Genomic DNA, 26675 nt, shown 5'->3' on the forward strand with positions numbered 1-26675 from the left:
ATGGCTATAATTGTAAACTTAGATGTTATGATGGCAAAACGAAAAATGTCATTAAACGAACTTTCGGAAAAAGTCGATTTAACGCTTTCTAACTTATCGATTTTAAAAACCGGGAAAGCGAAAGCCATTCGGTTTAGTACGTTGGAAGCTATTTGCAAGGCTTTGGATTGCCAACCGGCTGATATATTGGAGTTTCGTCCGGATTAAGTTAGCTCACCCTACAGCAACGAAGGGGTAATGGTTATGCCTCTTCGTTGTTGTAGTTATTTTTATTGAATTGTCGTGCTATGGCTTTTAGCTTCTCCTTTCGAAGTTGTTCTGCTTCTTTGGATTTATTCTTTTTTTGATCCACTTTCTTTTTGTGTGCCAAGCGGTTGGTTTCGTTACGTCGTCCCATTATGTGGTGTACTTTCTTTTTATAGCCATAAACGTGGCGTTGGTTGTTACTAATTGGGTTACCACTTCTTTACGCAAATCGTTTAACGATTTGTAACTTAAATATTTGGCCCAACCCTCGGTTTGTAAAACTTCATTAATTGTTCGGATTACTTTAGCAGTTTCTGATGCATTGCGCAACTGAGCCATACCGTTGTACTTCGGGTTTTGTTTGTGTTGAAAGGTTACGGATTGCGTGGTCCAATTTACATCGATATAAAATAAATTCTCTTGCTCGTTGTTGGGGTAAAAGTCGGTCCAATTGGCATAGCCTATTTTTACATGTTGGTTCACAATTTCACTATCTGACTCCAAGCGCCATCTGCAATTTGCGGCTCGTCCCCAATGATTGGAAACCCGATACACACCGCTTTCGGTAAAATAATAGGTACTCCCCGACTTACTGGTATGATTGGCTTTTAACGTGCTTACTGCTGCTGGTGCGACTTCGGTAAATACGCAAAAAGTGTGTTTGTGGAAGTTATGTTTGTTGTATGTTTTTAGCATAGTTGCTTTTATTACTCGGCTTTATTTTGGTATGGATTGTTATATTGTTTTATAATTTTCAAAATTACTTTATTTTCTTTTGTCTTGATACAAAAGAAACAAAAGATCAAGACTAGAACGCTTCGCCTAAAAAATAAGAGCAATCCCTAAATTATTTAAACTCGCTCTGCTCAAACAGAAAATAATTTTTAACGGAATTACTCATAATTTTTCTTAACGGCTCCACGTTCTTAGGTCGAAAAGTGTAGTAGTTAATACCTCATTTAAACTTAGCTTAAACTTAAATAATTATCTTTGAAAAAAAACATTTTAAATGAAAGAGATTGCACTTACTGTTGGGGCTCTTTACGGTGGATTGGCGGTAGTTTTTGGTGCTTTTGGAGCCCATGCTTTAAAAAAAAGAATGGAACCCGAATTACTGGCTAGCTTTGAAACAGGAGTGAAATACCAAATGTATCATGCCCTAGCTTTATTACTGGTAGGTTTACTTTTACCTTTTAATGATAGCGTGCATAATGCCGTGGTATATTGCATGGTTATTGGAACTTTCCTCTTTTCGTTTAGCATTTACGGCTTATGTTTAACCTCTATGAACGGTAACAAATGGCGCTTTTTAGGTCCTATTACCCCATTAGGCGGTTTGTTATTGGTTACGGGCTGGTTCTTGTTACTCATCAGTTTGTAACAAATTTCGTATTTTGCTACTTATTGCATTAAATTTAATTACCTAAAAACTAAATATGAAAACAAATACACTTGCACTTTCGCTGTGCTTGTCGGCTACGGTTTTAGTAGGTTGTAAAAAAGACAATCAAATTGCGGAAACCGAATTGCCCGATCCTTTAATTACACACCGCGATACTACGGTAAATGCGGCTGATGATTTTTTCCATTATGCCAACGGTCAGTGGTTTAAAGACAATCCGATTCCGAACTCAGAACGAAGCAATGGAATTTTTAGAACCATTGCCGACACTATCAATTCGCAAATCAAGCAGATTTGTATTAAAGCGTCGGAAGACACTCACGCCGAAAAAGGGAGCAACAAACAAAAAATTGGAGATTTCTACGCTGCCGGTATGGATGAAGCCGGAATTGAAAAAGCGGGTTTATCGCCTCTTTCAGCACAAATGAAAGCCATTGATGCCATTAAAGATATTCCGTCGTTAATGACTACCATTGGGTACTTACAAACACAAGGTTCTGGTCCTGCTTTTGGTTTTTATGTTGGTCAAGATGATAAAATAAGTACGCAATACGCCATTTTCTTGATGCAAGGTGGTTTGGGTATGGGTAATCGTGATTATTACTTTAATACCGATGCAGAAACTACAAACATTAGAAATGAATATGTTAAGCATTTGGAAGCTATGCAAAAGCTTACAGGTCAAGATGCTGCAACAGCTATGACCAATGCGCAATTAATCATGAAAATGGAAACCGAATTGGCAAAAGCTTCTCGTAAGTTGGAAGAGCTACGTGATCCAATTCGCAATTACAACAAAATGAAGGTTTCCGAATTGAATGCTATTGCTCCTGCAGTAAACTGGCAATCGGTTTTTCAAGCCATGGGGGTTCAAAATGCAAACGAAGTTATTGTTGGGCAACCAGAGTTTTTTAAGGCTTTAAATGCTGCTGTTAAAACCTATAGCATTGATAACTGGAAAGTATATTTAAAATGGCATTTGGTTGATGCGTATGCGTCTTACCTTCCTAAAGCTATAGATCAGCAAAACTTTTATTTCTTTAGCACAGTTATGAATGGTGTTAAAGAACAAAAACCGCGTTGGAAACGTGTAGTTGAACAAACTGACGGTGCTTTAGGGGAACTAATTGGTCAGATTTACGTTGCTGAATACCTTCCGAAAGGTTCTAAAGAAAAACTGTTAGAAATAGGAAACAACATTCGTGATGTATATGCCGAACGAATTAAAAAGCTTGACTGGATGAGCGAGGCAACGAAACAAAAAGCCTTAAGCAAATTGAGTAAAATTGTTATGAAAGTGGGCTATCCTGACAAATGGAAAGACATGAGTAATCTTACTATAGATCGTAGTTCGTATTGTGCCAATGTGATACGCACTAATATCTGGAATCATAATTATATGGTTAACAAATTTGGGAAACCGGTAGATCGTACCGAATGGGGTATGTATCCACAAACTTATAATGCGTACTACAACCCAAGCAATAATGAAATTGTTGTGCCGGCTTGTAATATTATTGTTCCAGGATTTGAAGGTCGTATGCCAGACGATGCCATTTTGTATGGTATTATTGGTGGTTCTACATTTGGACATGAAATTACTCATGGTTTTGATGACCAAGGTGCGCAATACGACGAAAACGGTAACTTAAATAATTGGTGGACTGCCGAAGATTTGAAAAAATTCCAGGAAAAAACCAAACTTATCGTAGAACAGTTTAACAACTATACGGTTTTAGGAAACAAGCATTTAAACGGTGATGCTACTCAAGGTGAAAATATTGCCGATTTAGGTGGCATTGTTATGGGGTATGAAGCATTCAAGAAAACAGAACAATACAAAAAGCAACAAAAAATTAGTGGTTTAACACCCGATCAGCGTTTCTTTTTAGGGTATGGTTATGCTTGGATGGTAAACATGAAGAATGAAGCTATGGCTAATCAAATCATGACCGATGTACATGCTCCAGCGCAATGGCGCATTAACGGTCCATTAAGCAATATGCCTGAGTTTTATAAAACGTTTGGTGTAACCGAAAGCAGTAAAATGTTTTTACCGGAAAACAAACGTGTTAAAATCTGGTAACCGTAAAGATATACCATAAAAAAACCGCTCGATTGAGCGGTTTTTTTTATTGATAAAGTATCTATTAAGGGAAGATACCTCTTTGTTTGTATGCCATTTCGATACGAACTAATGCTTGAATGTAAGCAGCTGTTCTCCAATCGGTTTTGTATTGACCTCCTGTAATTACAACACGGTTGAAAGCGTCTTCTACTTTCTTTCTTAACTTGATGATTACATCATCCATAGTCCAGATTTCACCGTTACGGTTTTGTAACCACTCAAAGTATGAACCGATTACACCCCCTGAATTACATAAAATATCAGGAATAATTTCTACACCTTTTTTCAATAAGATAGCTTCACCTTCAGTATCGATAGGACCATTAGCTCCTTCTGCAATTACTTTAGCTTTAACTGTATCTGCATTATCAGCAGTAATTTGGTTTCCTAAAGCAGCTGGAACAACAATATCACAATCGATATCGAAGAAATTAGCTGAAATATAATCTTGTGAGTTTTTGAAACCAGAAATAGTTCCGTTGTCTGCTTGAAAACGTAATAACGCTTCTGGATCGATTCCTTCTGGGTTATAAATTGTTCCTGTTGCATCTTGAACTCCAACTAAAATAGCTCCGTTTTTGTTCATGAAGTGAGCAGCCCAATATCCTACGTTACCAAAACCTTGAACAATATATGTTTTACCTTCTAAAGTTGTGTTTCTTAATTTTGCCCAAGACTCTAAAGTAGCTACTACTCCAAATCCTGTTGCACGGTCACGACCTTCTAAACCTCCTGATCCAACTGGTTTACCAGTAACAACGTGTTGGTTTTTAGAACGCTCTGCTGGTGCTTTTGTAGACATGTATGTATCTGCAATCCAAGCCATCATTTGTGCATTTGTGTTAACATCTGGAGCTGGAATATCATATTCCGGACCGATATTATCACCTAAAGCATATGTAAAACGACGTGTAATTCTTTCTAATTCTCCTTGAGAATATTTTTTAGGATCCAATTGAATTCCTCCTTTTCCACCACCGTACGGTAATCCCGCTAACGATGTTTTCCAAGTCATCCAAGTAGCTAATGCTCTAGCAGCATCGATATCTACAGTTGGGTGGTAACGTAAACCTCCTTTGTAAGGTCCTAAGGCATTGTTATGTTGTACACGGTATCCTGTGAAAACTTCTACAGTCCCGTTATCCATTTTTACTGGAAAATGTACTACAATTTCATTATTGGTTGATGATAGGATTTTTTTAACGGTTTCGTCTAATCCCATTACTTTAGCTGCTTTGTCGAACTGATTTTTTACGTTCTCGTACATGCTAGGCTGAGGCTTTGTTGCTGTTGCCATACTCTGATTATTTACAACTTAAATTTTGTTTGTTTGTTCTTTTTGCTTTCAAAAAAAGCAAGCAAATATATGGTTTTTTACTATACTCAAAATCATTTTTCAAATAAAAATAACACCCAAATAAACATTTTAACAAACCTTTAGAAATACTTTGTATATTACTGTGCTTAAGTAACAAAAGTTACGCTGCGAGCTTTTATAAATAATACCTTTGTTTAAAAATTACAAATAGATGCAAGAGCAATTATTACGGGAATCTTACGGTTATTTATTTGAAGAAGAATTGTTAACCGAAATGGTAGCTGTAGGAGTTTATAAAAAGTTTAGTCCCGATGAAATTCTTATTGAGGTTGGACAACAAATGCAATTTATGCCCATTTTACTCCATGGGGCTATCAAAATTTTACGTGAAGATGAAAACGGCGATGAATTGTTGCTTTATTTCTTGGAAAAAGGTGATACTTGCGCTATGACGCTAAGTTGTTGCCTTGGAAAAAATAAAAGTAAAATAACCGCTATTGCAGAAACGGAAGGCGAATTGCTCATGATTCCGATTGCTAAAATGGAAGAATGGCTTATTACCTATAAATCGTGGCGCAATTTTGTTTTTGAAAGTTACAACATCCGTTTAATGGAAATGCTCGAAGCCATTGACACACTGGCTTTCATGAAAATGGATGAACGTTTGTACAAATATTTAACCGATAAGGCTAAAGTTTTAGGTTCGACCGAAATTGCCAATACCCACCAAGAAATTGCTACCGATATGCATACGTCGAGAGTGGTTATTTCCCGTTTATTAAAGAGTTTGGAACTAGAAGGGAAAATAAAATTAAACCGAAACAAAATCGAAATTCTAGAATTCTAAATGGAAATTTTTGGATACATTGGCGCTTTATGCATCGGACTTATTTTAGGACTTACCGGTGGCGGTGGTTCGATTTTAACCGTTCCGTTACTGGTATATGTTTTAGGTTACAACCCTGTTACTGCAACAGCATATTCCCTTTTTATTGTAGGTACTACTTCGGCTTTTGGAGCAACTCAAAATTATTTTAAGGGCTTAGTAGCGTTAAAAAAAGGAATTGCTTTTGCTATACCTTCGTTTACTGCGGTTTATCTTACCAGACGTTATATCGTTCCTGCCCTACCCGATGTTTTCTTTTCGGTTTTTGAGTTTGAAATCACCAAAGAGTTTTTCTTAATGGTACTTTTTGGGATTATCATGCTTTTAGCTGCTTTTTCTATGTTGCGAAAAAAGAAAGAGATTGTTGACGATTCCGAAAAATCATTACTAACATTCTACTTTCAAACTATTATGGTAGGGGTTTTAATCGGTCTTATTGGAGCCGGTGGCGGATTTTTAATTATTCCTTCGTTGGTGTTTTTTGCAAAGCTTCCAATGAAAAAAGCAGTAGCAACATCTTTATTAATTATCACCTTAAATTCGCTTATTGGTTTTTTAGGGGATTTACAAAATTTAACGATAGATTGGTCCTTTTTATTGGTCTTTACCTCTATTTCGGTAATTGGAATTTTTATCGGCATTTATCTTAATAAGTTCCTAAATGATGCCCAACTTAAAAAAGGTTTTGGTTTCTTTGTACTTTTAATGTCGGTTTTTATTTTAATTAAAGAGATTTTTGGTTTGTGACTTTTGTCACATTCCAATACTTGGAAATAAAATACTTTTACAAAAAAAAATAAATACTATGAAAATTGAACAGATTTATACCGGTTGTATTGCACACGCAGCATATTATATTGAAAACAATGGTGAAGCCGCTATTTTCGATCCGCTTCGCGAAGTTCAACCTTATATAGACAAAGCAGCAAAAGATAATGCTACCATTAAATATATTTTTGAAACGCATTTTCACGCAGATTTCGTTTCGGGACATTTGGATTTAGCACAAAAAACCGGAGCTAAAATTGTGTACGGGCAAACCGCAAAACCCAATTTTGATGCAATAATTGCTGAAGACAACCAAGAATTTAAAATTGGCGATGTAACCATTAAAGCTATTCACACTCCTGGACATACGCTTGAAAGCACAACTTATCTTGTAATTGACGAAAACGGAAAAGAGCACGGGATTATTACAGGGGATACTTTATTTATTGGTGATGTTGGACGACCTGACTTAGCACAAAAACTTGTAACCGATTTAACACAGGAAAAATTGGCTGGTATGTTATTCGACTCGTTACGCAACAAAATCATGCCGCTTTCGGACGATTTAATTGTTTATCCTAATCATGGTGCTGGAAGTGCTTGTGGTAAAAACATGAGTAAAGAAACTACCGATACATTAGGGAATCAAAAGAAAAACAACTACGCCCTTCGTGCAGATATGACTAAAGAAGAGTTTATTGCCGAATTGTTAGACGGTCTTGGAGCTCCTCCTGCATATTTTCCTCAAAATGTTTTGATGAACATTCAGGGTTATGATAGCTTAGAAATGGTTATGAATAAAGCAAACACTGCTTTAGAGCCTGCTGCATTTGAAGCTGTTGCCAACCAAACAGAAGCTTTGATTTTAGATGTTAGAAACCAAGATGCTTTTGTGAAAGAACACATTCCTGGATCGATATTTATTGGTTTAGATGGTAATTTCGCCCCTTGGGTTGGAGCTTTAATCATGGATGTTAAACAGCCTATTTTATTAATTACTCCAGAAGGCCGTGAAGAAGAAACTATAACAAGATTAGCTCGTGTTGGGTTTGATAATTGTTTAGGGTATTTAAATGGTGGTGTAACAGCATGGGAAAACGCCGGTTTCGAAACCGACAGTATTGTTTCCATATCACCGGAGCAATTTGCCAACGAAAAAGACACTACCAAACTTCCTGTTATTGATTCTAGAAAACCCGGGGAATATAGTGCAGAACATGTTGAAAACGCAATAAACATTCCGTTAGACTTTGTTAATAGTCAATTGGCTGAAGTACCAACAAATGGTGATTTCTATTTGCATTGTGCTGGTGGATATCGTTCGGTAATTATGGCTTCTATTTTAAAAGCCAGAGGATATCATAACATGATTAATGTAGAAAAAGGAATTGCAGGGATTCGAAATGCTGGCGTTGCATTGACCAACTTTGTTTGTCCATCAACTTTAAAGTAATTAAATCAATTTAACTTATATAAAATCAGGCTTTGTCCTGATTTTTTTTATTCCGCATCCTAACAAAAATTTGGCAAACGGAAATGATTATTGATACTATTTTTTAAATACTTTTGCATCGAAAACAAATTAAAAAAACAAATTTCAAAAAATGAATACTAAATTTTTATTATTATCTGCAGTATTTGCTTTTGTTTCTTGTAGTAAAGTTGCTAAAGACGAATATCTAATTAAAGGTACTGCTACAGGAATTGAAAATGGCAAAATGGCTATTTTACAAGTACAAAACGAAATGGGTATGTTGCCTAAAGATACCGCTAAAGTAGAAAATGGAAAATTTGTACTAGAAGGTAAATACACCGACGGACCGGAAATTGGATTTATTATGATCGAGGGTATGAGATCTGGTATGGTACCTTTTATTCTTGAAAATGGCGAAATTACTGTTACAGTAGATAAAGACACTATTCAAAAGTCTAGAATTGGTGGTACAAGTAACAACGATAAATTTCAAGGTTATAACGACGAGACTAGTCCGATTTTCAAACGTATGGTAGCTTTTCAAAAAGCAAATCAAGACAAGTTTGTTGCAGCAAGTAAAGCTAACGATACTATTACTGTCAATGCTTTACAAAAAGAAAACAGAACTTTCCAAACCGAAATGGACAAAGTTTCTGAATCATTCATCGAAAAAAATCCGCAAGCGTTCTTGTCTATATTATTGTTAGAAAACTTTATGAACAGACAAACTATGGATAATGCAAAAATCCAGAAGTTTTTCAATACTTTATCATCAGACATTAAAAAATCTAAAAGCGGAATTCGTGTAGAAGAATATCTAAAAGCTTTAGGAGCTGTTGAAATAGGTAAAGAAGCACCAGCTTTTTCTGCACAATCTCCAGATGGAAAAACCATTTCTTTAAAAGAATCTTTAGGTAAAGTAACTATCGTTGATTTCTGGGCTTCATGGTGTCGTCCTTGTCGCGCAGAAAATCCAAATGTTGTAGCACTTTATAATGAGTTTCATGCGAAAGGTTTAAACATTATTGGTGTTTCATTAGATAAAAACGCTGATAAGTGGAAAGAAGCAATTGCTAAAGACAATTTGACTTGGACACATGTTTCGAATTTAAAATTCTGGGATGAGCCTATTGCAAAACAATATAATGTTAAGTCAATTCCTGCTACATTCCTTTTGGATTCAACTGGAAAAATTGTTGCAACAGACCTTAGAGGAGAAGAATTGAAAGCTAAAGTAGCCGAATTATTAGCTAAATAAGGCTCGCTTTACGCTATTTTATACTAAAATCTCCTTCGGGAGATTTTTTTATATAATTCAAATACAATGCATTAAAAAAAAGTTATCAATTATCTTTATTTTAAATTTGCATACTGAAAAAACAGTTCTATATTTGCAACCGCAATACTGATTTGCGTTGGGGAGATACTCAAGCGGCCAACGAGGGCAGACTGTAAATCTGCTGACTAAGTCTTCGCAGGTTCGAATCCTGCTCTCCCCACAAATAAATAAAAAAGCAAGCTAAATAAGCTTGCTTTTTTGTTTTTATACTCTTTCTATTTATTTTTTTTCTAAAATAAAAAGCTGTCAAATTAACTGCCGTAATTTTCTTTAAGTTTTCGCATTAAAAGTCTGACTCCTTGCTGTATGTCTGAATTGAATGCATTAGTAAAAATAATATATGCTTTAAGACTAATTCTATCAATATGTACAATTGTAAAATACGTTTCTGCACCTGTACCGGAATGTACAGAAAGCTCTTTACCGTTTTCGAAAATATTAAACCAACCCATAGAATAATTGCTACTTCCTTTATGAATAAAATTGTATGTTTCGGATTTTAAATAATTATTTTGTCCCTCAAGTCCTTGCAGATTTAGCTGAATAAATTTAATATAATCTTTCAATGAAATATTCAAATCGCCTGCAGGTTCAGTATAATCTAGATGATAATCAAAAGTAGAAGGAATAGGTATTAATCTACCATTTTCAGTACTATGACCCCAAGTATCTTTTTGTTTTTGATTTTCCGGCCAAGAAAATTTTACATGTAACTTCAAATCTTTATTAAATACTTTTTCAACTAGTTTTTCCCAACTTTTTCCCGTTACTTTTTCCACCATTAACGCAGCCAAAGTATAACCAGCATTAGAATAAATAAATGGATTTTGTTCATCGAGTTGCAAACGCTCTAAGGTTAAGACAAAATGACTAAACTGGATTCTTTTTTGTTGATTTGTTCCTTTAAAATTTGGAATAATTGGATCATCACCTTCTATACCTTGAAAAGGCTGAATTCCAGCTTTATGACATAATAAATCATGTAATGTTATGTCTGCGTATTCTGGCCTCGAAGATTCTTTCCATTCAGGAAACAAATCGAAAAATTTTGAAGTCCATTTCAATTTTCCTCTTTCTACATACTTAGCAATAATAAAAGCTGTTAATGCTTTAGTATTCGAGCCAATATGAAATCTATCGTTCAAAGTAGCAGAATCTGGCAGATTGACAGAATGCTTCCCTACTGATGCAATTTCAAAAATAGTTTTACCATCAATTACTGCGTAATTAATCTCAGGTATGTTAAAAGCTTTGTGAATGGAGTCTGCGTATTGAATTGTTCTTTGCCCCCAAATAAAACTCCAACTTAAAACGAATAGAATAATTAAAAAGCTTCGTTTCATTTATATCTATTTATAACGATAATTGTTTACAATATTATCAATAAGTAATTACATAAACTTAGCACAATTATTTTGAATACAAATATAATTGATGTATCAATATTGTTCTTGAAGGTATTTAAAAAAACCTGAACATTGTTCAGGCTTTTTTAATTTATTATTTATGAATTAATCCAAAATAAAACTCACTTGCACGGTAGCTGTAATTTCAATTTCACCAACAGCAAGAGTTTCTCTAGGCATTGAAGCATCTTCTGCCATTGCCATAGCGGCTCCTTTATACATTGGCTGCGGAATATACACTTGGGTATTATCTGAAATTAAAAGTGCTTTACCAACTTTCTGGTTTAATACCGAAACATAATCTTCTGCTTTTTTCTTGGCATTTTGCATTGCTTTTTTTCGCGCTTCACTTTCCAATTCTACCATTTTAGATGATCTGAATTCTACATCGTTAATAGCATTAACACCTGTATCGGTAACATCCATCATGAATTCGTTATATTTTGAAATATTCTTTAACGTTACAGTAATCGTTTGATTAGCTTGGTACGAATATTTCTTGGTTTGATAATCGTAATTTTTAAACAAATTCATTTGGGTAGTTTGATAATCTGACGCTGCTATTCCAAACTTTTTTATGTATTTCAGAACTTTTTCTATAGCAATATCGTTTTGTTTTTTTACTTCGGCAGCCTCTTTTCCCGAATTTTGAACACCTAATCGAATAACGGCAATATCTGGAACGGTTTTTACTTTTCCTTCACCTGTTACTGAAATTTGAGGAACTTGTGTGTTTTTTTGTTCTTGTGCAAATGTTGTCATGGCAAAAACAAGCATTAGAGTTAAAAATACTTTTTTCATACTATTATTTTTTTGTTGCAATTTGTAAGTCAAACAATATGCCAAACTATAGCTTACCGCTTTTATGTAACAGAAACAAAGCTACAATGGGAATAAATAACAATACAACCATTTCTGTATTGTCTTGAAACATTGAAGGCACTTGCGACAAGGTTATAATATATCCTCCAACAGCGCCTCCAAAATGTGCCGAATGTCCTATATTGTCGGTTCGTGATTTCATTCCGTATATAGAATACAGCAAATACCCAATACCAAAAAGATAAGCCGGAATTGGAATTGGAATAAAAAACAAATACAGACTCATATTCGGCTCTAACAATATCGCTGAATACAATACGCCTGTAACTGCTCCAGAGGCTCCAATGGCTGAGTAATAATATTCGTTTTTATGAAAATACAAACTCAGAAGACTCCCGCAAATTAAACTTCCGAAGTAAATTATTAAAAAATGAATCTCGCCCAAATAATCAATAACCACCGGGGCAAAAAAATACAACGTAAACATGTTAAAGAACAAATGTCCAAAATCAGCGTGTAAAAATCCAGAAGTAATCATACGTATATGTTCTCCGCTTCGTATGCTTCCTACATGAAACTCATATTTTTTAAAAAATGACAGGTCGGTAAAACCTTTGTAACTTACAATGCCCGTAATAGCTATTAGAATTAATAAAACTGGATTCATGGTTTGAATTTTCTTCTTGTAAAAATAACCAATGTTTCTTTACAGAATGTTAATTTAATGAAAGAATAATAGGTTTAAAAAGTATATTTGTAAAAAATTAAACGAATGCAGTTTATCATATATTTATTGGTATACCCCATTTTATTGTTGGTTTCCATTCTACCATTTCCCTTGTTTTATTTTTTATCCGACTGTATCTGCTTTTTACTGTACCGCGTAATAGGATATCGTAAAAAAGTAGTTCGACAAAACATTCAACTTACACTTCCTCATCTTTCAAAAGCCGAGCAATTAGAAGTAGAACGAAAGTTTTACCACCATATGTGTGATATGTTTCTGGAGATGATTAAATCGATGACCATCTCTAAAAAAGAGATGCAAAAACGTTTTACATTTTCAAATATTGAATTGTTTCACGAATACGAAAAGAAAAACAAAAGTATCATTCTTTTTTATGCGCATTATGCCAGTTGGGAATGGTCTACAACATTAGGTACTTATACTACTTTTAAAGGATTTGGTATCTATAAAAAAATCAAAAACCCCTATTTTGATAAGCTTGTAAAAGATATACGCTCCAAATTTGATGCTACTTTAATTGACACCAAAACAACGGTTAAAACGGTAACTAAAAATCAGGAAAAAGGAATATTGGGTGTTTACGGTTTTATTAGTGACCAAAACCCTGTGCCTAACCGCACAAATTATTGGGATACTTTTATGGGCTATACTGTTCCTATTCATGTAGGAGGTGAAAATCTTGCTAAAAACCTTGACATGAATGTTTTATACATGAAAGTTGCTAAAGTAAAAAGAGGTCATTATAATGCTACTTTTATACCTATAAGTGATAATGCAGCTTCATTACCCGAACATGAAATTAGTCGCAGGTTCATAAAAGAAGTAGAAAAACAAATCTATGAAGCGCCGGAATATTATTTTTGGACACACAAACGTTGGAAACACAGAAAAGAAAAAGCTCAGTAATACTGAGCTTTTTCTTTATAATTTAAACCAATTGTTTACCATTTCTTTTTCTTTATTTAAGGCGTGTTTATGAACAAATTCATTAGAGTTTTTATTGTACTCATATTCTTTAGCCCATACTTCGTGATTTTCTGCTAATGCCTTTATGCTATTACAAACATATTCAATTTCTGCAGAAGTGGTTGTTGGATGAATTGACATACGAATCCATCCCGGTTTTTCAATTAAATCACCCGCCGTAATCTTATCGGTTAAATAATGTGATTGTTCTTGGTCTACATGTAATAAATAATGCCCATAAGTCCCCGCACAACTACAACCTCCACGGGTTTGAATTCCAAAACGATCATTTAGTAATTTCACACCTAAATTAAAATGAAGATTATCAATGTAAAATGAAATTACACCCAAACGTTCTTCGTGTTGACCTGCTAAAATATTTAAATTAGGAATCGCTTTTAGTTGTTCAAAAACATAGGCAACAATTTCATGCTCCCTTTTTAAAATATTAGCCACTCCCATTTTTTCTTTTAACTGAATCGCTAAAGCTGTTTTAATAACCTGAAGAAACCCAGGAGTACCACCATCTTCGCGCTCTTCAATATTATCTAAATACTTGTGCTCTCCCCAAGGATTTGTCCAACTTACAGTTCCTCCACCTGGATGATCCGGAACCATATTTTTATATAGTTTTTTATTAAAGATAAGTACACCCGAAGTACCAGGTCCACCTAAGAATTTATGTGGTGAAAAGAAAATCGCATCCAGATATCCTTCAGGGTTATCGGCAGGATGCATATCAATTTGAATATATGGCGCTGAACAAGCAAAATCCACAAAACAAACTCCGTTGTACTGATGCACCAATTTGGCTACTTCGTGATACGGTGTTCGAATTCCTGTTACGTTAGAACATCCTGTAATTGAGGCGATTTTTAAAGTTCTATCTTTATATTGCTCCAACAATGCTTTGAAGCTATTCAAACAAATCAACCCTTTTTCACAAGCTGGGATTACTTCAACTTTTGCGATAGTTTCCAACCATGATGTTTGATTGGAGTGATGCTCCATGTGAGAAATAAAAACCACAGGCTTTTTCTCATCGGGTATTTGAGTATATTTTTGAAGATTTTCAGGAACTTTAAGTCCTAGTATACGCTGAAATTTATTGACTACGCCAGTCATACCCGTACCGTCAACAATTAAAACATCATCAGCATTACTGTTCACGTGTTTTTTGATGATGTGACGCGCTTCGTGATATGCCATTGTCATAGCTGTACCAGAAACCGTAGTTTCGGTATGTGTATTGGCAACAAAAGGTCCGAATTCGTTGATTAACTTCTCTTCAATAGGTCGATACAAACGCCCTGAAGCCGTCCAATCGGTATAAATTATTTTTTGAGTCCCAAACGGTGATTGGAATTCCTGATTTATTCCGATAATATTCTCTCTAAACTGCTGAAAATACTGTTCCAGTTGTGTGGTTTTTTCAGTTGTAGTCATTTCATTTTGCATTTGAGTTCAAAGATACAGTTTTTTGGAAATTTGATTCTTTGATTCTATTGATTTTAAACACCTTTGGTTGATTTTTAACAAACGGCAGCATTTTCATTAAAAAACCCTGAGTGTTACTCAGGGTTTTCTATTATATTCCAGCTATTTGTTTCAGCTCACTCACAAAACGTTCCGCTAAAACATCGGCCGCATTTTGCGTTGGTGCTTCTGTGTAAATACGGATGATTGGTTCGGTATTCGATTTTCGCAGATGAACCCATTCTGTTGGAAAGTCAATTTTAACACCATCAATAGTTGATAAATTTTCCGAAGCATATTTCACTGCTATTTCTTTCATCACATTATCCACATCTATTTGAGGCGTAAGCTCTATTTTATTCTTACTCATGAAATACTGCGGATAAGCGGCTCTCATTTGGGCTACGGTTTGCGTTTGATTTGCTAAATGTGTTAAAAACAACGCTACTCCAACTAATGCATCACGACCATAATGGATTTCCGGATAAATGATTCCACCGTTTCCTTCGCCACCAATGATAGCATTTGTAGCTTTCATCAATTCTACGACATTCACTTCTCCTACTGCACTTGCCTGATAACTTCCGTTGTGTTTTTCGGTAATATCACGCAAAGCTCTAGATGATGACATGTTGGAAACCGTATTTCCTGGAGTTTTACTCAACACATAATCGGCAACAGCTACCAAAGTATATTCTTCACCGAACATTTCTCCATCATTAGAAATAAATGCCAAACGATCTACATCTGGATCTACTACAATTCCGAAATCGGCTTTCTCTTCTACAACCAATTTACAAATATCTCCTAAATGTTCTTTTAAAGGTTCTGGATTGTGTGGAAAATGTCCATTCGGTTCACAATACAACTTCACCACTTCAACTCCCATTTGTTCTAATAACTTAGGAATAATGATACCTCCCGATGAATTTACACCATCTACAACCACTTTAAACTTTCGTTTAGCCACTGCATCTGCATCAACCAAAGGTAAATTCAACACTTCGTCGATGTGAATATCCATGTATGCCTCGTTTTCGGTAATCGTTCCCAAATTATCTACATCGGAAAAATCGAAAGCTTCTGCTTCGGCAATTTCAAGAATTTTAGCACCATCAGCTCCGCTCAAAAATTCACCTTTTGCATTTAGCAATTTTAAAGCGTTCCATTGCTTCGGATTGTGGGATGCTGTCAAAATAATTCCACCATCGGCTTTTTCCAAAGGAACTGCCACTTCAACGGTTGGTGTGGTCGACAACCCTAAATCGATTACATCAATTCCTAACCCTATCAAGGTATTAACAACTAGATTATGAATCATTGGACCAGATATTCTTGCATCCCTACCAATAACAACCGTTAACTTATCTTTTTTAATGTTTTGCTTTAAAAATGTTCCGTAAGCCGAAGCGAATTTCACGGCATCAACCGGAGTTAGATTATCCCCAACTTTTCCGCCAATTGTACCACGAATTCCAGAAATTGATTTTATTAATGTCATAATATGATTTATTCTAAATTTTGAATTTTAAATTATAAATGAGTCACAAATATAACGAATTGTGGTTTTGAGAAAATCATTTAAAATTTAAATTTCATCATTTAAAATTATTAAATTGGTCCTATGAACTTTTTAGCACACATCTATCTTTCCGGAGAAAACGACCTGATAAAAATTGGCAATTTTATGGCCGATGGTATTCGCGGTCATGACTATGAGCAATTCCCGATAGATGTTCAAAAAGGAATTTTATTGCATCGAGCTATAGATACTTTTACGGACGCCCACCCCATTTTCAGGCAAAGTAAGCATCGTTTACATGAAAAATACGGTCATTATTCCGGTGTTATCATGGATATATTTTATGATCACTTTTTAGCTAAAAATTGGTCAAATTATTCTGCAGAAACATTAGAACATTATGCAGATAGGTTTTATCAATCATTACAAAAAAATTACGACTGGCTTTCGCCGAAAACCAAGAGCATGATGCCTTATATGATTGGTAGAAATTGGTTGGTTTCGTATGCTACCGTTGAGGGTATTGGAAAAATTTTATTTCAGATGGATCACCGCACTAAAAATCGTTCACATATGCAAAATTCTGTTCAGGAATTAAAAGAATTTTATACTGAATTTGAAGAAGAATTTACCACTTTTTTTGAAGAATTACGTGCACATGCCCAACAAAAACTTGCCATTTTGTAATGAACTTTGTTACCGAACTTGAAAACGCTTTTTACAAGAACGCTTCCACAGAATTAGCTGCTCCTATGGAAGCCTACATGAAAAACAATTTTCCTTTTTTAGGCATCAAAACTACACCTAGGCGCGATTTATTCAAAGCAATATGGAATAATCACAAAACAGAAATAAATGAAAATGCACGTGTTATTGCAAAACAACTGTTTGGAAAAAAAGAACGTGAATTTCATTATTGTGCTATTGAGATTCTGATTAAAGAACTCAAGAAAAACTACAAAAAAGAAGACATTAAACTCATTGAAATGGTAATCGTTACCCATTCATGGTGGGATAGTGTAGATACAATTGCTAAATGGCGGTTTCAAATTTCTAGCGCAACGCTAGAGTATCACAAATATATCTTTTTTTAGATTACATAATTTCTAAAATCATAGAATCAAAAACTTCTTTTGGAGTTTGATAGTCGAGTACCTTTCTGGGTCTTTCGTTGAGTTCATTTTGAACTTGTTTGAGGCGTTTTTTTGTTACGGTTGATAAATCTGTTCCTTTTGGGAAATAGTCTCTTAAAAGGCCGTTTGTGTTTTCATTGGTAGGTCTTTCCCATGGGCTGTATGGATGAGTGAAATATACCTGTACTTTGGTGTTTTTGGTAAATAATTTATGTTGTGCCATTTCGGTTCCGTTGTCGTAAGTAAGCGATTTTTTCATTAGAGTAGGGAGTTGCTTAAATTCCTTTTCAAAAGCTTTTCTAACGGATTTAGCGTCTCTTGATTTTAGGTGTACCAATATGACCGCTCTGGTTGATCTTTCCACTAAAGTTCCTATTGCGGATTCTCTGTTTTTACCTAAAATTAAGTCTCCTTCCCAATGTCCAGGAATCTCTCTTCCGATTACTTCCTCCGGGCGTTCATCGATTCTTATAGGGTCTTTAATGGTTGTTCTTTTATCTGTTCCTCTTCGGGTATTTCCTCTGTATTTTCTTTTTTGTCTTAACTCGGAAATGAGCGTGCTTTTGAGTTCTTTTTTAGAATGTAGATAGATGTAAAGATAGATCGTTTCGTGGCTTACCTGCATGTTTTTGTTGTTAGGAAATAAACGTTTTAAACTTACAGAAATTTGATCAGGTGACCAAAACTTAGCCAGTTTGTCATGAATGTAATTTTGAAGTTCTGGGTTTAGTTTTATTTTACTTTTCCCATATTTTCTATTAATGCATCGGTCATAAGAATTCATGTTTGCTTCCCAAGACTGATAAGTTTTTTTCTGGTACTTTTTGATTTCTCTGTAGATGGAAGTCTTATGTCTTCCAAGCCTTAAAGCAATGGCAGGGCAGGAGAGGTTTAAAGCTAATAGTTTTTCAATTTCAATACGCTCTTTGAGAGTTAATCGGCTGTACTTTTTCATAATTAACGAACTTATAAATTTCTTTAAAAAGTTGCGTTAGATTATTGAACCGGCGAATACCTTTTAGGCAACTATCTGAACCAGTTTCCTGAAGAAATTATTAATGTGGTAAACCGATTTTCGAATTCAGAAAATATGTGGTTAAATCGTTCGGCGATTCTATTTCAATTGGATTACAAAGCAAAAACTAATGCCAAATTGTTATTTTCAATTTGTGAGAAACATGCTGGCTCTTCAGAATTTTTTATTCAAAAAGCAATTGGCTGGGCACTCCGTGATTACAGTCGGTTTAACCCTAATGGCGTCACTCAATTTGTGAACAAAACCGAACTAAAACCCTTAAGCAAAAGAGAGGCATTGCGAAAATTATGATTTTTTTTAATTCGCTATTCGTTTAAAAAGGTGTATTTTTGAATTTTAAATACAAAAGTACTCCTTTATAATGCCCACTCGGAAAGTTTCTCCAATCACATTATTCATTCGCAAACAGTTTAAGCGATTGGAAGGCACCTTATTGCTGTTAAAATCTGTTTTAAATAACCGTCAATTCTTATATTTATCCTGTGTTTTAGTTGGGATTTCATCTGCATTAGCGGTAATTGTTTTGAAGACATTTGCGCACTGGGTTTTTCGTTTTGCCAATTATATAGACAGTTATTTACATCTTCCGTACTCCAACAGTTTACTTCCTGTAATCGGAATTGTTTTGACCGCATTCATTATCAAGAAATTCCTAGATGGTAGTATTGAAAAAGGAACTTCACAAATCATGATTGCTGTAGCGAAAAATTCAGGAATCATGCCGCGTAAGCAAATGTATGCTCAAATTATTACCAGTTCACTTACAGTTGGTTTAGGTGGTTCGGCAGGATTAGAATCGCCCATTACCATTACAGGTGCTGCTTTTGGTTCCAATTATGCTCAAAAATATAGATTCAACTATAAAGACAGAACACTATTGTTGGCTTGTGGGGTTGCTGCCGGTATTGCTGCAGCATTTAACGCTCCAATTGCCGGAGTTTTGTTTGCCATAGAAGTTATTTTAGCCGATATGAGTGTTACAGCATTCATTCCTATTATGATTTCTGCAGCTACAGGTTCATTGGTTGCAACGGTTCTTTTAAAAGAAGATATTTTATTATCCTTTAAAAACCAATTATCATTCGACTACCACAACATTCCGTATTATATTATATTAGGATTGTTATCCGGACTGGTATCTGTTTACCATGCTCGAAATTTTAGAAAGGTTGAACATTACTTTAATAAATTCAAATCATCTACATACAAAAAAGCGTTGGTTGGAGCCAGCATGCTTGCAGTACTAATTTTCTTTTTCCCAATGCTTTTTGGTGAAGGGTATGAAAGCATTAAAGTACTATCTTCATCTACACCTAATGTTCTTCTAGACAATACTTTCTTAGAAAAATTCAAAGCCAACGAATGGATTTTATTAATCTTTATCGGTTTAACCATGATGATTAAATCCATTGCCACGGGATTGACTTTAGGTAGTGGTGGAAACGGTGGAAACTTTGCCCCTTCTCTTTTTGTTGGTTCGTATTTAGGTTATTTTGTTGCTAAATTTTTTCAACTTACAGGTATCGATAAAGATATTCCTATTACCAATTTTTCGGTAGTGGGTATGGCTGGATTACTAAGCGGATTATTTCACGCCCCATTAACTTCTATTTTCCTTATTGCCGAAATCACAGGCGGTTATGGTTTAATGGTACCTTTGTTAATTGTTTCCTCTATAAGTTTTGCAATATCGAAAAAGATGGAAGGCCATTCAATGGATATCAAAGCCTTAGCCGAGACCGGAACGGTATTTACAAGTGATAAAGACCGAAATATTTTATCTTCAATTGAACTGTCAAAACATATTAAAACAGATTTCATAAGTATCCCTAATACAACAAAATTGGAGGATGTTGCTAAACTGTTATCCGAAACCAAACAATTTGTTTTTCCCATTGTAAATGAAAACGATGAATTTGAAGGAATAATCGATTTTAATCGAATCAGGCCTATACTTTTCAATAATTTTCAATTGAAATATTCATTGCTTACCGATGTAATGACACAGCCAAAAGAAACCATTTGTTACGATGAACTTATGGAAACAGTGATGGATAAATTTGAAAGCTCTAATGATGATATCTTATTTGTTTTAAAAGACAAAAAATGTTTGGGTTATATCGAGCAGATTGATGTACTTCACACCTATCGTGAAAAACTTAAATCATTACGTATCGAATAATTCCTGCTTTTTCTTTTGCATCGAATACCTAAAAATTAGCCACAAAACTGTACCTTTGCGTTTTGCACAACTACACAGCTAATTATGTTTAATTCTGAAGAAACTATTGAAGTTTTAGGAGCTCGCGCTCATAATCTTAAAAATATTGACGTTGTCATTCCTCGTGAAAAACTTGTGGTGATTACAGGACTATCCGGGTCGGGAAAATCTTCGCTTGCATTTGACACTATATATGCCGAAGGACAACGCCGTTATATTGAAACGTTCTCAGCATATGCTCGTCAATTTTTGGGCGGATTGGAACGCCCCGATGTAGATAAAATTGATGGTTTATCTCCCGTTATTGCAATAGAACAAAAAACAACCAGTAAAAGTCCGCGATCTACTGTTGGAACCATTACAGAAATATACGATTTCCTCCGTTTATTATATGCTAGAGCCGGAGAAGCTTATAGTTATAATACGGGCGAGAAAATGGTTTCCTATTCGGATGATCAAATTAAATCGTTGATTTTCGAAAATTTCAACGGAAAACGAATCAATATTCTGGCTCCAATTATTCGTTCCCGAAAAGGACATTATCGCGAGCTTTTTGAACAAATTTCAAAACAAGGCTTTTTAAAAGTTCGTGTTGATGGCGAAATCAGAGATTTAGAATACGGTATGAAAGTCGATCGCTATAAGACGCACGACATCGAAACCGTAATCGATCGCTTAGTTATCGAAGACAACGAAGATAACGACAAACGTCTTACCGAAAGCATCAAGACTGCTATGTATCATGGTGATGGCATCATGATGATTATAGAACAAGATAGTCAGGAAATTAGATATTTCAGTAGAAATTTAATGTGTCCTACAACCGGTATTTCGTATCCAAATCCAGAACCCAACAACTTCTCGTTCAACTCCCCTAAAGGTGCTTGTGAACATTGTAATGGATTAGGAACCGTAAACGAAATCAACTTAAATAAAATCATACCAAATCCGAAATTATCAATAAAACAAGGTGGATTTGCACCAATTGGTGAACAAAAAAGTTCATGGATATTCAAACAATTGGAAATCATTGGAGAAAAATTCGGATTTAAACTAACTGACCCCATTGATAAAATTCCAGCAGATGCCATGGAAATGATATTAAACGGTGGGAACGAAAAATTTTCAGTGGTATCCAAAGTAATGGGTATCACTAAAGATTATAAAATTGATTTTGAAGGGATATCAAATTTTATTAAAAACCAATATGAAGAAAGTGGCTCGGCTTCAATAAAACGATGGGCTAAGGAATTCATGGACGAAATTGAATGTTCGGAGTGTCATGGTAGCCGATTGAAAAAAGAAGCCCTTTATTTCAAAATCAATGCTAAAAATATTGGCGAGCTTTCTGCAATGGATATTGATGAGCTTAGCGAATGGTTTGACAATTTAAATGAAAACCTAACCGATAAACAAAAGGCTATTGCTTCTGAAATTGTAAAAGAAATCAAAGCACGTTTAAGTTTTTTGGTTGATGTTGGATTAAATTATTTGGCTTTAAACCGAAGTTCAAAATCATTATCGGGTGGTGAAGCACAACGTATTCGATTGGCAACGCAAATTGGGTCGCAATTGGTAGGTGTATTGTATATTTTAGATGAACCAAGTATTGGTTTACACCAGCGTGACAACGAAAAACTGATTCGTTCTTTAGAACAGTTACGGGATATTGGAAACTCGGTAATTGTTGTTGAACACGACAAGGACATGATTGAACGTGCCGATTACGTTATAGACATTGGACCAAAAGCTGGACGATTTGGAGGCGAAATAATTAGTAAAGGTACTCCCGCAGAATTATTGAAGGAAAACACCATAACTGCTCAGTATTTGAATGGCAAAATGGAAATTGCAGTTCCTAAAAAACGTAGAGATGGAAACGGAAAATCGTTAAAATTATCGGGAGCAACGGGAAATAATCTTAAAAATGTTTCTGTCGAATTTCCTTTAGGTAAACTAATTTGTGTAACTGGTGTGTCCGGAAGTGGAAAATCAACTTTAATTAATGAGACGCTTTATCCGATACTAAACACGCATTTCTTCAACGCCGTTAAAAAACCACAACCGTTTAAGAAAATTGAAGGATTAGAACATATAGACAAAGTAATTGATATCGACCAAAGTCCGATTGGACGTACGCCTCGTTCAAATCCGGCAACATATACCGATGTTTTCTCCGAAATACGTTCACTATTCACCCAAACGCCCGAAGCACAAATTCGAGGTTACAAACCAGGTCGTTTTAGCTTTAATGTTTCTGGTGGTCGTTGTGAAACTTGTGAAGGTTCTGGTGTTCGAACCATTGAAATGAGTTTTTTACCAGATGTATATGTTGAGTGTGAAACCTGTCAAGGAAAGCGATTCAATAGAGAAACGTTGGAAATTAGATATAAAGGTAAATCCATATCGGACGTTTTAGAAATGACGGTAGATGAAGCTGTAGATTTCTTCGAAAACATTCCGAAAATTTATCGAAAGGTAAAAACCATTCAAGATGTAGGTTTAGGCTATATTACACTTGGGCAACAAAGCACAACACTTTCGGGTGGTGAAGCACAGCGCATTAAATTAGCTACCGAGTTATCTAAAAAAGATACAGGAAACACGTTTTATATTTTAGACGAACCAACTACGGGTTTGCATTTTGAAGATATTCGTGTTCTAATGGATGTTATTAATAAACTGGTAGAAAAAGGAAATACGGTAGTTGTAATTGAACACAATCTTGATGTTATTAAACTTGCCGATTATATTATAGATATAGGTTACGAAGGAGGAAAAGGCGGCGGAGAGCTTGTTGCCAAAGGTACTCCTGAAGAAATCATTAAAAATAAAAATAGTTATACTGCGCAATTTTTGAAAAAAGAATTACATTAGCAGGCTATTTTAATTTTAACGAAAAGAAAATGATGAAAGATGAATTTTTAAGTGACGAAGATAAAATCCAGGAAGTTTTTAAACAGAAAACCTGGAATGAAATTCGTACCAATGATTCCTGGGCGATTTTTAAAATCATGTCGGAATTTGTGAATGGATATGAAACAATGGGTCGAATTGGACCTTGTGTTTCCATTTTTGGTTCTGCTCGTACAAAACCAGACAATAAATACTATCAATTAGCAGAAAAAATCGCTTATAAAATCAGTAAAGCGGGTTATGGTGTAATTACAGGCGGTGGTCCTGGAATTATGGAAGCTGGTAACAAAGGAGCACATTTAGGCAACGGAACTTCTGTTGGTTTAAATATTGAACTTCCTTTCGAACAACACTTCAATCCGTATATTGATAAAGATAAAAACTTGAATTTCGACTATTTCTTTGTACGTAAAGTAATGTTTGTAAAATACTCACAAGGATTTGTTGTTATGCCTGGTGGTTTTGGAACATTAGACGAATTATTTGAAGCAATTACCTTAATTCAAACCAAAAAAATTGGAAAATTCCCAATTATATTAGTTGGAAGAGAATTCTGGAGCGGTTTGTTAGACTGGATAAAAGCAGTAATGATTGATCAAGAAAAGAATGCGAATCCGGAAGATTTAAACCTAATAAAAGTAGTTGATACCGAAGATGAAGTTCTAGAAGTATTAGACACTTTCTACAAAAAATACAATCTTAGTCCGAATTTCTAAGCATAAAAAAAGCGCTCTAATTGAGCGCTTTTTTTATACGTAAAATCTATTATTTAATAAGTAGTTTTTGAGTGTGTGTTTTATTTTCTGAAGTAACTTTTACAAAATACATTCCCGAAGCTAAATTAAGTGGCAAAGTAGCTGTTCCACTAAAATTTTGCGTGAATAAAACCTGACCAGTATAAGAGTAAATCTCAACTGTAGCATTACCCATCAAACCTGAAATAGTAATTTGATTGGTTGCCGGATTTGGATATAATTTAAATTTCAAATCGGAAACCTGATTTGTACTCAATGCAGTAGACCACGGTTCACCAGCATGAATTCCCCATATATAATCAGCTAATTGCGGATAATCAATAAATGGGTTTCTGTTGTATTGCCACGTATAGATATAGTTATTACGATTCATTTCGAAATCATCTCTTGGGTCTGAAGTATTCCACGTTAATAATGTTGCTAAATCTCCAATTTCTCCAGATGGTGTACTTGAGCTTGGTAAATATTCGGAAGGATCGCCATTAACAACATTCAATCCGTTAAAGCGAACTGCCATATAAAATAATGCGCGCGCTACATCGCCATGCCAAGAACCAAGAGTTCCTGATGGACCTGCATAAACTGTTGCAGTACCAACCGGCCCGTAATTTTTATTATTTCGCGAAGAATTTTCCTGACCGTTAGCCACACGTATATGATGTGCATCTGAAACACCATCGGAAGTACTATTAGCGCTTGTTGTTGTCCACACTCCTATTCCATCTGCTGTATCGCCTGGAGCTACATTAAAACCTCCTCTGGACTGACAAAAAATATGCTCTCTATTCCATTTCCCTACAATACTACTTCCTGTTTGCTGATCCATTTTAGCCATAGGTTGCTCGGTATAAATTGCCCAAACCTGATTTGAGTTTTCTGGGTTCTGATCCGCAGTTCTTAGTATTTCCCATATATCGGCATAACTGTGTAAATGAACCACAGCCGGATTTGCAATTATATCCTGCAAAGCTTGTTTTAAAGCTGCTCCGCTCAATCCTTCTAACGAATCGTAATATCCCGCTGGCGCAGTACTGGTTACAACACCATACGTTGGATTTACCGGTGTACCCCAAGGATTAACCTGATAATCATTATCATAAACTCTAACAATTATATTGTCGTTATTGGCTACATAACCCGTTGGCAAGGCTTGAAATCTGAATAACATTTCTTCATCACCTTCATCAATAGCGTCATCGGTTAAAATGATTCCTGTTTGTGTAGTAGTTCCGCCAACCGGAATAGAAACCGTTAAACCACCTGAGAAATCAGCCATCGTGAAATTACCGTTATTCAAGGTAAAATTCATGATTAAGGTTTGGTTTTGAACCGGCTGACTTGTTGTAAAAGTAATATTAAAAGCATCGCCTTCATTATAAGAAGCTTGCGTAAATGACACGGTAACATAATTTATAGGTATACCTGAACCATCATTGTTTACTCCCGGAGTTGGAGTTGCTGCAACAAAACTTCCACTAAGCAATTGCATCGATTGTGTAGCTGCAGCAGAATTTTGTGCTTCATTCACACAAGTTGACAATCCCCAAATCGACATCAAACCCGAAGGTTGTGTTGAACCGCTATTTGAGTAAGCAACAGCATTAATCAAATTTGTTGCAGTAGCAACAGTTCCAAAAGGGAAATCGGTATCGTTTGCAAAATACAAAGCCACACCATCCGGTCCATTTTGAATGGTATTATTTGGAATAATGATTCTAGGTGATGGAGAAACTGCAGCATTACCTATAAGAAAGTTTCCATTAACATCTGTAACATAACCATCTAAATCGATAGCATAATAACTTGTTGTTCCAGCATAAGGACTTGATCCTGCATTGAAGAAAACCAAAACATAGCCATCTAATGCAAAATTTGGAGAGCTTGATTTTAATTCTATAAATTCGGCTACATCGGCTCCAGGGGTATCGGCATCTATTTCGCTAATTTGAACCTGTCCGAAAATTGAGTTTGTTATAAACGCAAAAAATAAGATTAGTAGTTTTTTTATCATTTCTTTTTCTTTATTTGGGAACCTCAAATTTAACCATTAACATTAACATCTTGATTAAAACTTTATTAATTTTTCAACAAAATCAAAATAAAATTCAATTAT

Annotated in this window: 23 protein-coding genes, 1 tRNA gene and 1 pseudogene; 15 read left to right on the plus strand and 10 right to left on the minus strand. The window is 35.1% G+C overall.

The window, feature by feature from the left end:
• Complete coding sequence (locus ACZ1JT_RS00920) at window positions 1-207, plus strand: helix-turn-helix domain-containing protein (RefSeq protein ID WP_465094294.1); 207 nt, start codon at window positions 1-3, stop codon at window positions 205-207.
• Window positions 208-241: 34 nt separating this feature from the next.
• Here the strand turns inward: ACZ1JT_RS00920 and ACZ1JT_RS00925 are convergent, their stop codons facing one another.
• Window positions 242-397 carry a hypothetical protein gene (locus ACZ1JT_RS00925; protein WP_465094295.1) on the minus strand — a complete coding sequence of 52 codons (156 nt, stop codon included), beginning with the start codon at window positions 395-397 and terminating at the stop codon, window positions 242-244.
• On the minus strand, window positions 397-942 hold the full coding sequence (locus tag ACZ1JT_RS00930; protein ID WP_465094296.1) for a hypothetical protein: 546 nt from the start codon (window positions 940-942) through the stop codon (window positions 397-399). Before ACZ1JT_RS00930 ends, ACZ1JT_RS00925 begins: the two co-directional genes overlap by 1 nt.
• 313 nt (window positions 943-1255) lie before the next feature.
• Between ACZ1JT_RS00930 and ACZ1JT_RS00935 the strand changes: the two genes are divergently transcribed.
• Together ACZ1JT_RS00935 and ACZ1JT_RS00940 are read left to right on the plus strand one after the other, a co-directional pair.
• Window positions 1256-1627 carry a DUF423 domain-containing protein gene (locus tag ACZ1JT_RS00935; RefSeq protein ID WP_465094297.1) on the plus strand — a complete coding sequence of 124 codons (372 nt, stop codon included), beginning with the start codon at window positions 1256-1258 and terminating at the stop codon, window positions 1625-1627.
• A gap of 55 nt (window positions 1628-1682) precedes the next feature.
• Window positions 1683-3734: a M13 family metallopeptidase gene (locus tag ACZ1JT_RS00940; RefSeq protein WP_465094298.1), complete on the plus strand. Its 2052-nt coding sequence runs from the start codon at window positions 1683-1685 to the stop codon at window positions 3732-3734.
• A 64-nt stretch (window positions 3735-3798) separates the two neighbouring features.
• Here ACZ1JT_RS00940 and ACZ1JT_RS00945 read toward each other — a convergent pair whose 3' ends face one another.
• Window positions 3799-5073 carry a Glu/Leu/Phe/Val family dehydrogenase gene (locus ACZ1JT_RS00945; protein WP_465094299.1) on the minus strand — a complete coding sequence of 425 codons (1275 nt, stop codon included), beginning with the start codon at window positions 5071-5073 and terminating at the stop codon, window positions 3799-3801.
• A 232-nt stretch (window positions 5074-5305) separates the two neighbouring features.
• Between ACZ1JT_RS00945 and ACZ1JT_RS00950 the strand changes: the two genes are divergently transcribed.
• The 5 genes from ACZ1JT_RS00950 (at window position 5306) to ACZ1JT_RS00970 (ending at window position 9721) form a co-directional block, all read left to right on the plus strand.
• A complete protein-coding gene (locus tag ACZ1JT_RS00950; RefSeq protein WP_465094300.1) occupies window positions 5306-5941 on the plus strand; it encodes a Crp/Fnr family transcriptional regulator in 636 nt (211 codons plus the stop codon).
• Window positions 5942-6727 carry a sulfite exporter TauE/SafE family protein gene (locus tag ACZ1JT_RS00955; RefSeq protein WP_465094301.1) on the plus strand — a complete coding sequence of 262 codons (786 nt, stop codon included), beginning with the start codon at window positions 5942-5944 and terminating at the stop codon, window positions 6725-6727.
• A 58-nt stretch (window positions 6728-6785) separates the two neighbouring features.
• Window positions 6786-8201, plus strand: a complete 1416-nt coding sequence (locus ACZ1JT_RS00960; RefSeq protein WP_465094302.1) for an MBL fold metallo-hydrolase — start codon at window positions 6786-6788, stop codon at window positions 8199-8201.
• A 151-nt stretch (window positions 8202-8352) separates the two neighbouring features.
• Window positions 8353-9480, plus strand: coding sequence for a redoxin domain-containing protein (locus tag ACZ1JT_RS00965; protein WP_465094303.1), 1128 nt, complete (start codon window positions 8353-8355; stop codon window positions 9478-9480).
• A gap of 159 nt (window positions 9481-9639) precedes the next feature.
• A tRNA-Tyr gene (locus tag ACZ1JT_RS00970) sits at window positions 9640-9721 on the plus strand.
• Between the two features lie 91 nt (window positions 9722-9812).
• Here the strand turns inward: ACZ1JT_RS00970 and ACZ1JT_RS00975 are convergent.
• From ACZ1JT_RS00975 to ACZ1JT_RS00985, 3 genes are all read right to left on the minus strand, one after another.
• Complete coding sequence (locus ACZ1JT_RS00975) at window positions 9813-10904, minus strand: serine hydrolase domain-containing protein (RefSeq protein WP_465094304.1); 1092 nt, start codon at window positions 10902-10904, stop codon at window positions 9813-9815.
• 168 nt (window positions 10905-11072) lie between these two features.
• Entirely contained in the window at window positions 11073-11768 is a 696-nt protein-coding gene (locus ACZ1JT_RS00980; protein ID WP_465094305.1) for an SIMPL domain-containing protein, read from the minus strand.
• Between the two features lie 46 nt (window positions 11769-11814).
• Entirely contained in the window at window positions 11815-12456 is a 642-nt protein-coding gene (locus ACZ1JT_RS00985) for a rhomboid family intramembrane serine protease (RefSeq protein WP_465094306.1), read from the minus strand.
• 105 nt (window positions 12457-12561) lie between these two features.
• Here ACZ1JT_RS00985 and ACZ1JT_RS00990 point away from each other — a divergent pair, with 105 nt between their 5' ends.
• Window positions 12562-13443, plus strand: a complete 882-nt coding sequence (locus tag ACZ1JT_RS00990; RefSeq protein WP_465094307.1) for a lysophospholipid acyltransferase family protein — start codon at window positions 12562-12564, stop codon at window positions 13441-13443.
• Window positions 13444-13458: 15 nt separating this feature from the next.
• On the opposite strand, the gene ACZ1JT_RS00995 is transcribed toward ACZ1JT_RS00990, so the two are convergent.
• The gene (locus ACZ1JT_RS00995) at window positions 13459-14949 is read right to left on the minus strand and encodes an aminotransferase class V-fold PLP-dependent enzyme (RefSeq protein ID WP_465094308.1); all 1491 of its coding nucleotides are present in this window, start codon (window positions 14947-14949) and stop codon (window positions 13459-13461) included.
• Window positions 14950-15091: 142 nt separating this feature from the next.
• On the minus strand, window positions 15092-16480 hold the full coding sequence (glmM, locus tag ACZ1JT_RS01000) for a phosphoglucosamine mutase (protein ID WP_465094309.1): 1389 nt from the start codon (window positions 16478-16480) through the stop codon (window positions 15092-15094).
• A 123-nt stretch (window positions 16481-16603) separates the two neighbouring features.
• Between glmM and ACZ1JT_RS01005 the strand changes: the two genes are divergently transcribed.
• Together ACZ1JT_RS01005 and ACZ1JT_RS01010 are read left to right on the plus strand one after the other, a co-directional pair.
• Window positions 16604-17188: an acyl carrier protein phosphodiesterase gene (locus ACZ1JT_RS01005; RefSeq protein ID WP_465094310.1), complete on the plus strand. Its 585-nt coding sequence runs from the start codon at window positions 16604-16606 to the stop codon at window positions 17186-17188.
• Entirely contained in the window at window positions 17188-17595 is a 408-nt protein-coding gene (locus ACZ1JT_RS01010; protein ID WP_465094311.1) for a DNA alkylation repair protein, read from the plus strand. The genes ACZ1JT_RS01005 and ACZ1JT_RS01010 overlap by 1 nt, the downstream gene beginning before the upstream one ends.
• A gap of 1 nt (window position 17596) precedes the next feature.
• On the opposite strand, the gene ACZ1JT_RS01015 is transcribed toward ACZ1JT_RS01010, so the two are convergent.
• Window positions 17597-18589 (minus strand): IS30 family transposase, encoded by a 993-nt coding sequence (locus ACZ1JT_RS01015; protein ID WP_465093876.1) that lies wholly within the window; start codon window positions 18587-18589, stop codon window positions 17597-17599.
• 69 nt (window positions 18590-18658) lie between these two features.
• Here ACZ1JT_RS01015 and ACZ1JT_RS01020 point away from each other — a divergent pair.
• From ACZ1JT_RS01020 to ACZ1JT_RS01035, 4 genes and pseudogenes are all read left to right on the plus strand, one after another.
• A pseudogene (locus ACZ1JT_RS01020) lies at window positions 18659-18961 on the plus strand (DNA alkylation repair protein); the annotation flags it as partial.
• Between the two features lie 70 nt (window positions 18962-19031).
• Window positions 19032-20852: a chloride channel protein gene (locus ACZ1JT_RS01025; protein ID WP_465094312.1), complete on the plus strand. Its 1821-nt coding sequence runs from the start codon at window positions 19032-19034 to the stop codon at window positions 20850-20852.
• 84 nt (window positions 20853-20936) lie between these two features.
• Window positions 20937-23768 (plus strand): excinuclease ABC subunit UvrA, encoded by a 2832-nt coding sequence (gene uvrA / locus ACZ1JT_RS01030; protein WP_465094313.1) that lies wholly within the window; start codon window positions 20937-20939, stop codon window positions 23766-23768.
• Window positions 23769-23800: 32 nt separating this feature from the next.
• The gene (locus ACZ1JT_RS01035) at window positions 23801-24523 is read left to right on the plus strand and encodes an LOG family protein (RefSeq protein ID WP_465095261.1); all 723 of its coding nucleotides are present in this window, start codon (window positions 23801-23803) and stop codon (window positions 24521-24523) included.
• 49 nt (window positions 24524-24572) lie between these two features.
• Here the strand turns inward: ACZ1JT_RS01035 and ACZ1JT_RS01040 are convergent, their stop codons facing one another.
• Window positions 24573-26573: an endonuclease gene (locus tag ACZ1JT_RS01040; RefSeq protein WP_465094314.1), complete on the minus strand. Its 2001-nt coding sequence runs from the start codon at window positions 26571-26573 to the stop codon at window positions 24573-24575.
• Window positions 26574-26675 lie beyond the last annotated feature (102 nt).

Source organism: Flavobacterium sp. IC2-16 (genome assembly GCF_055521455.1).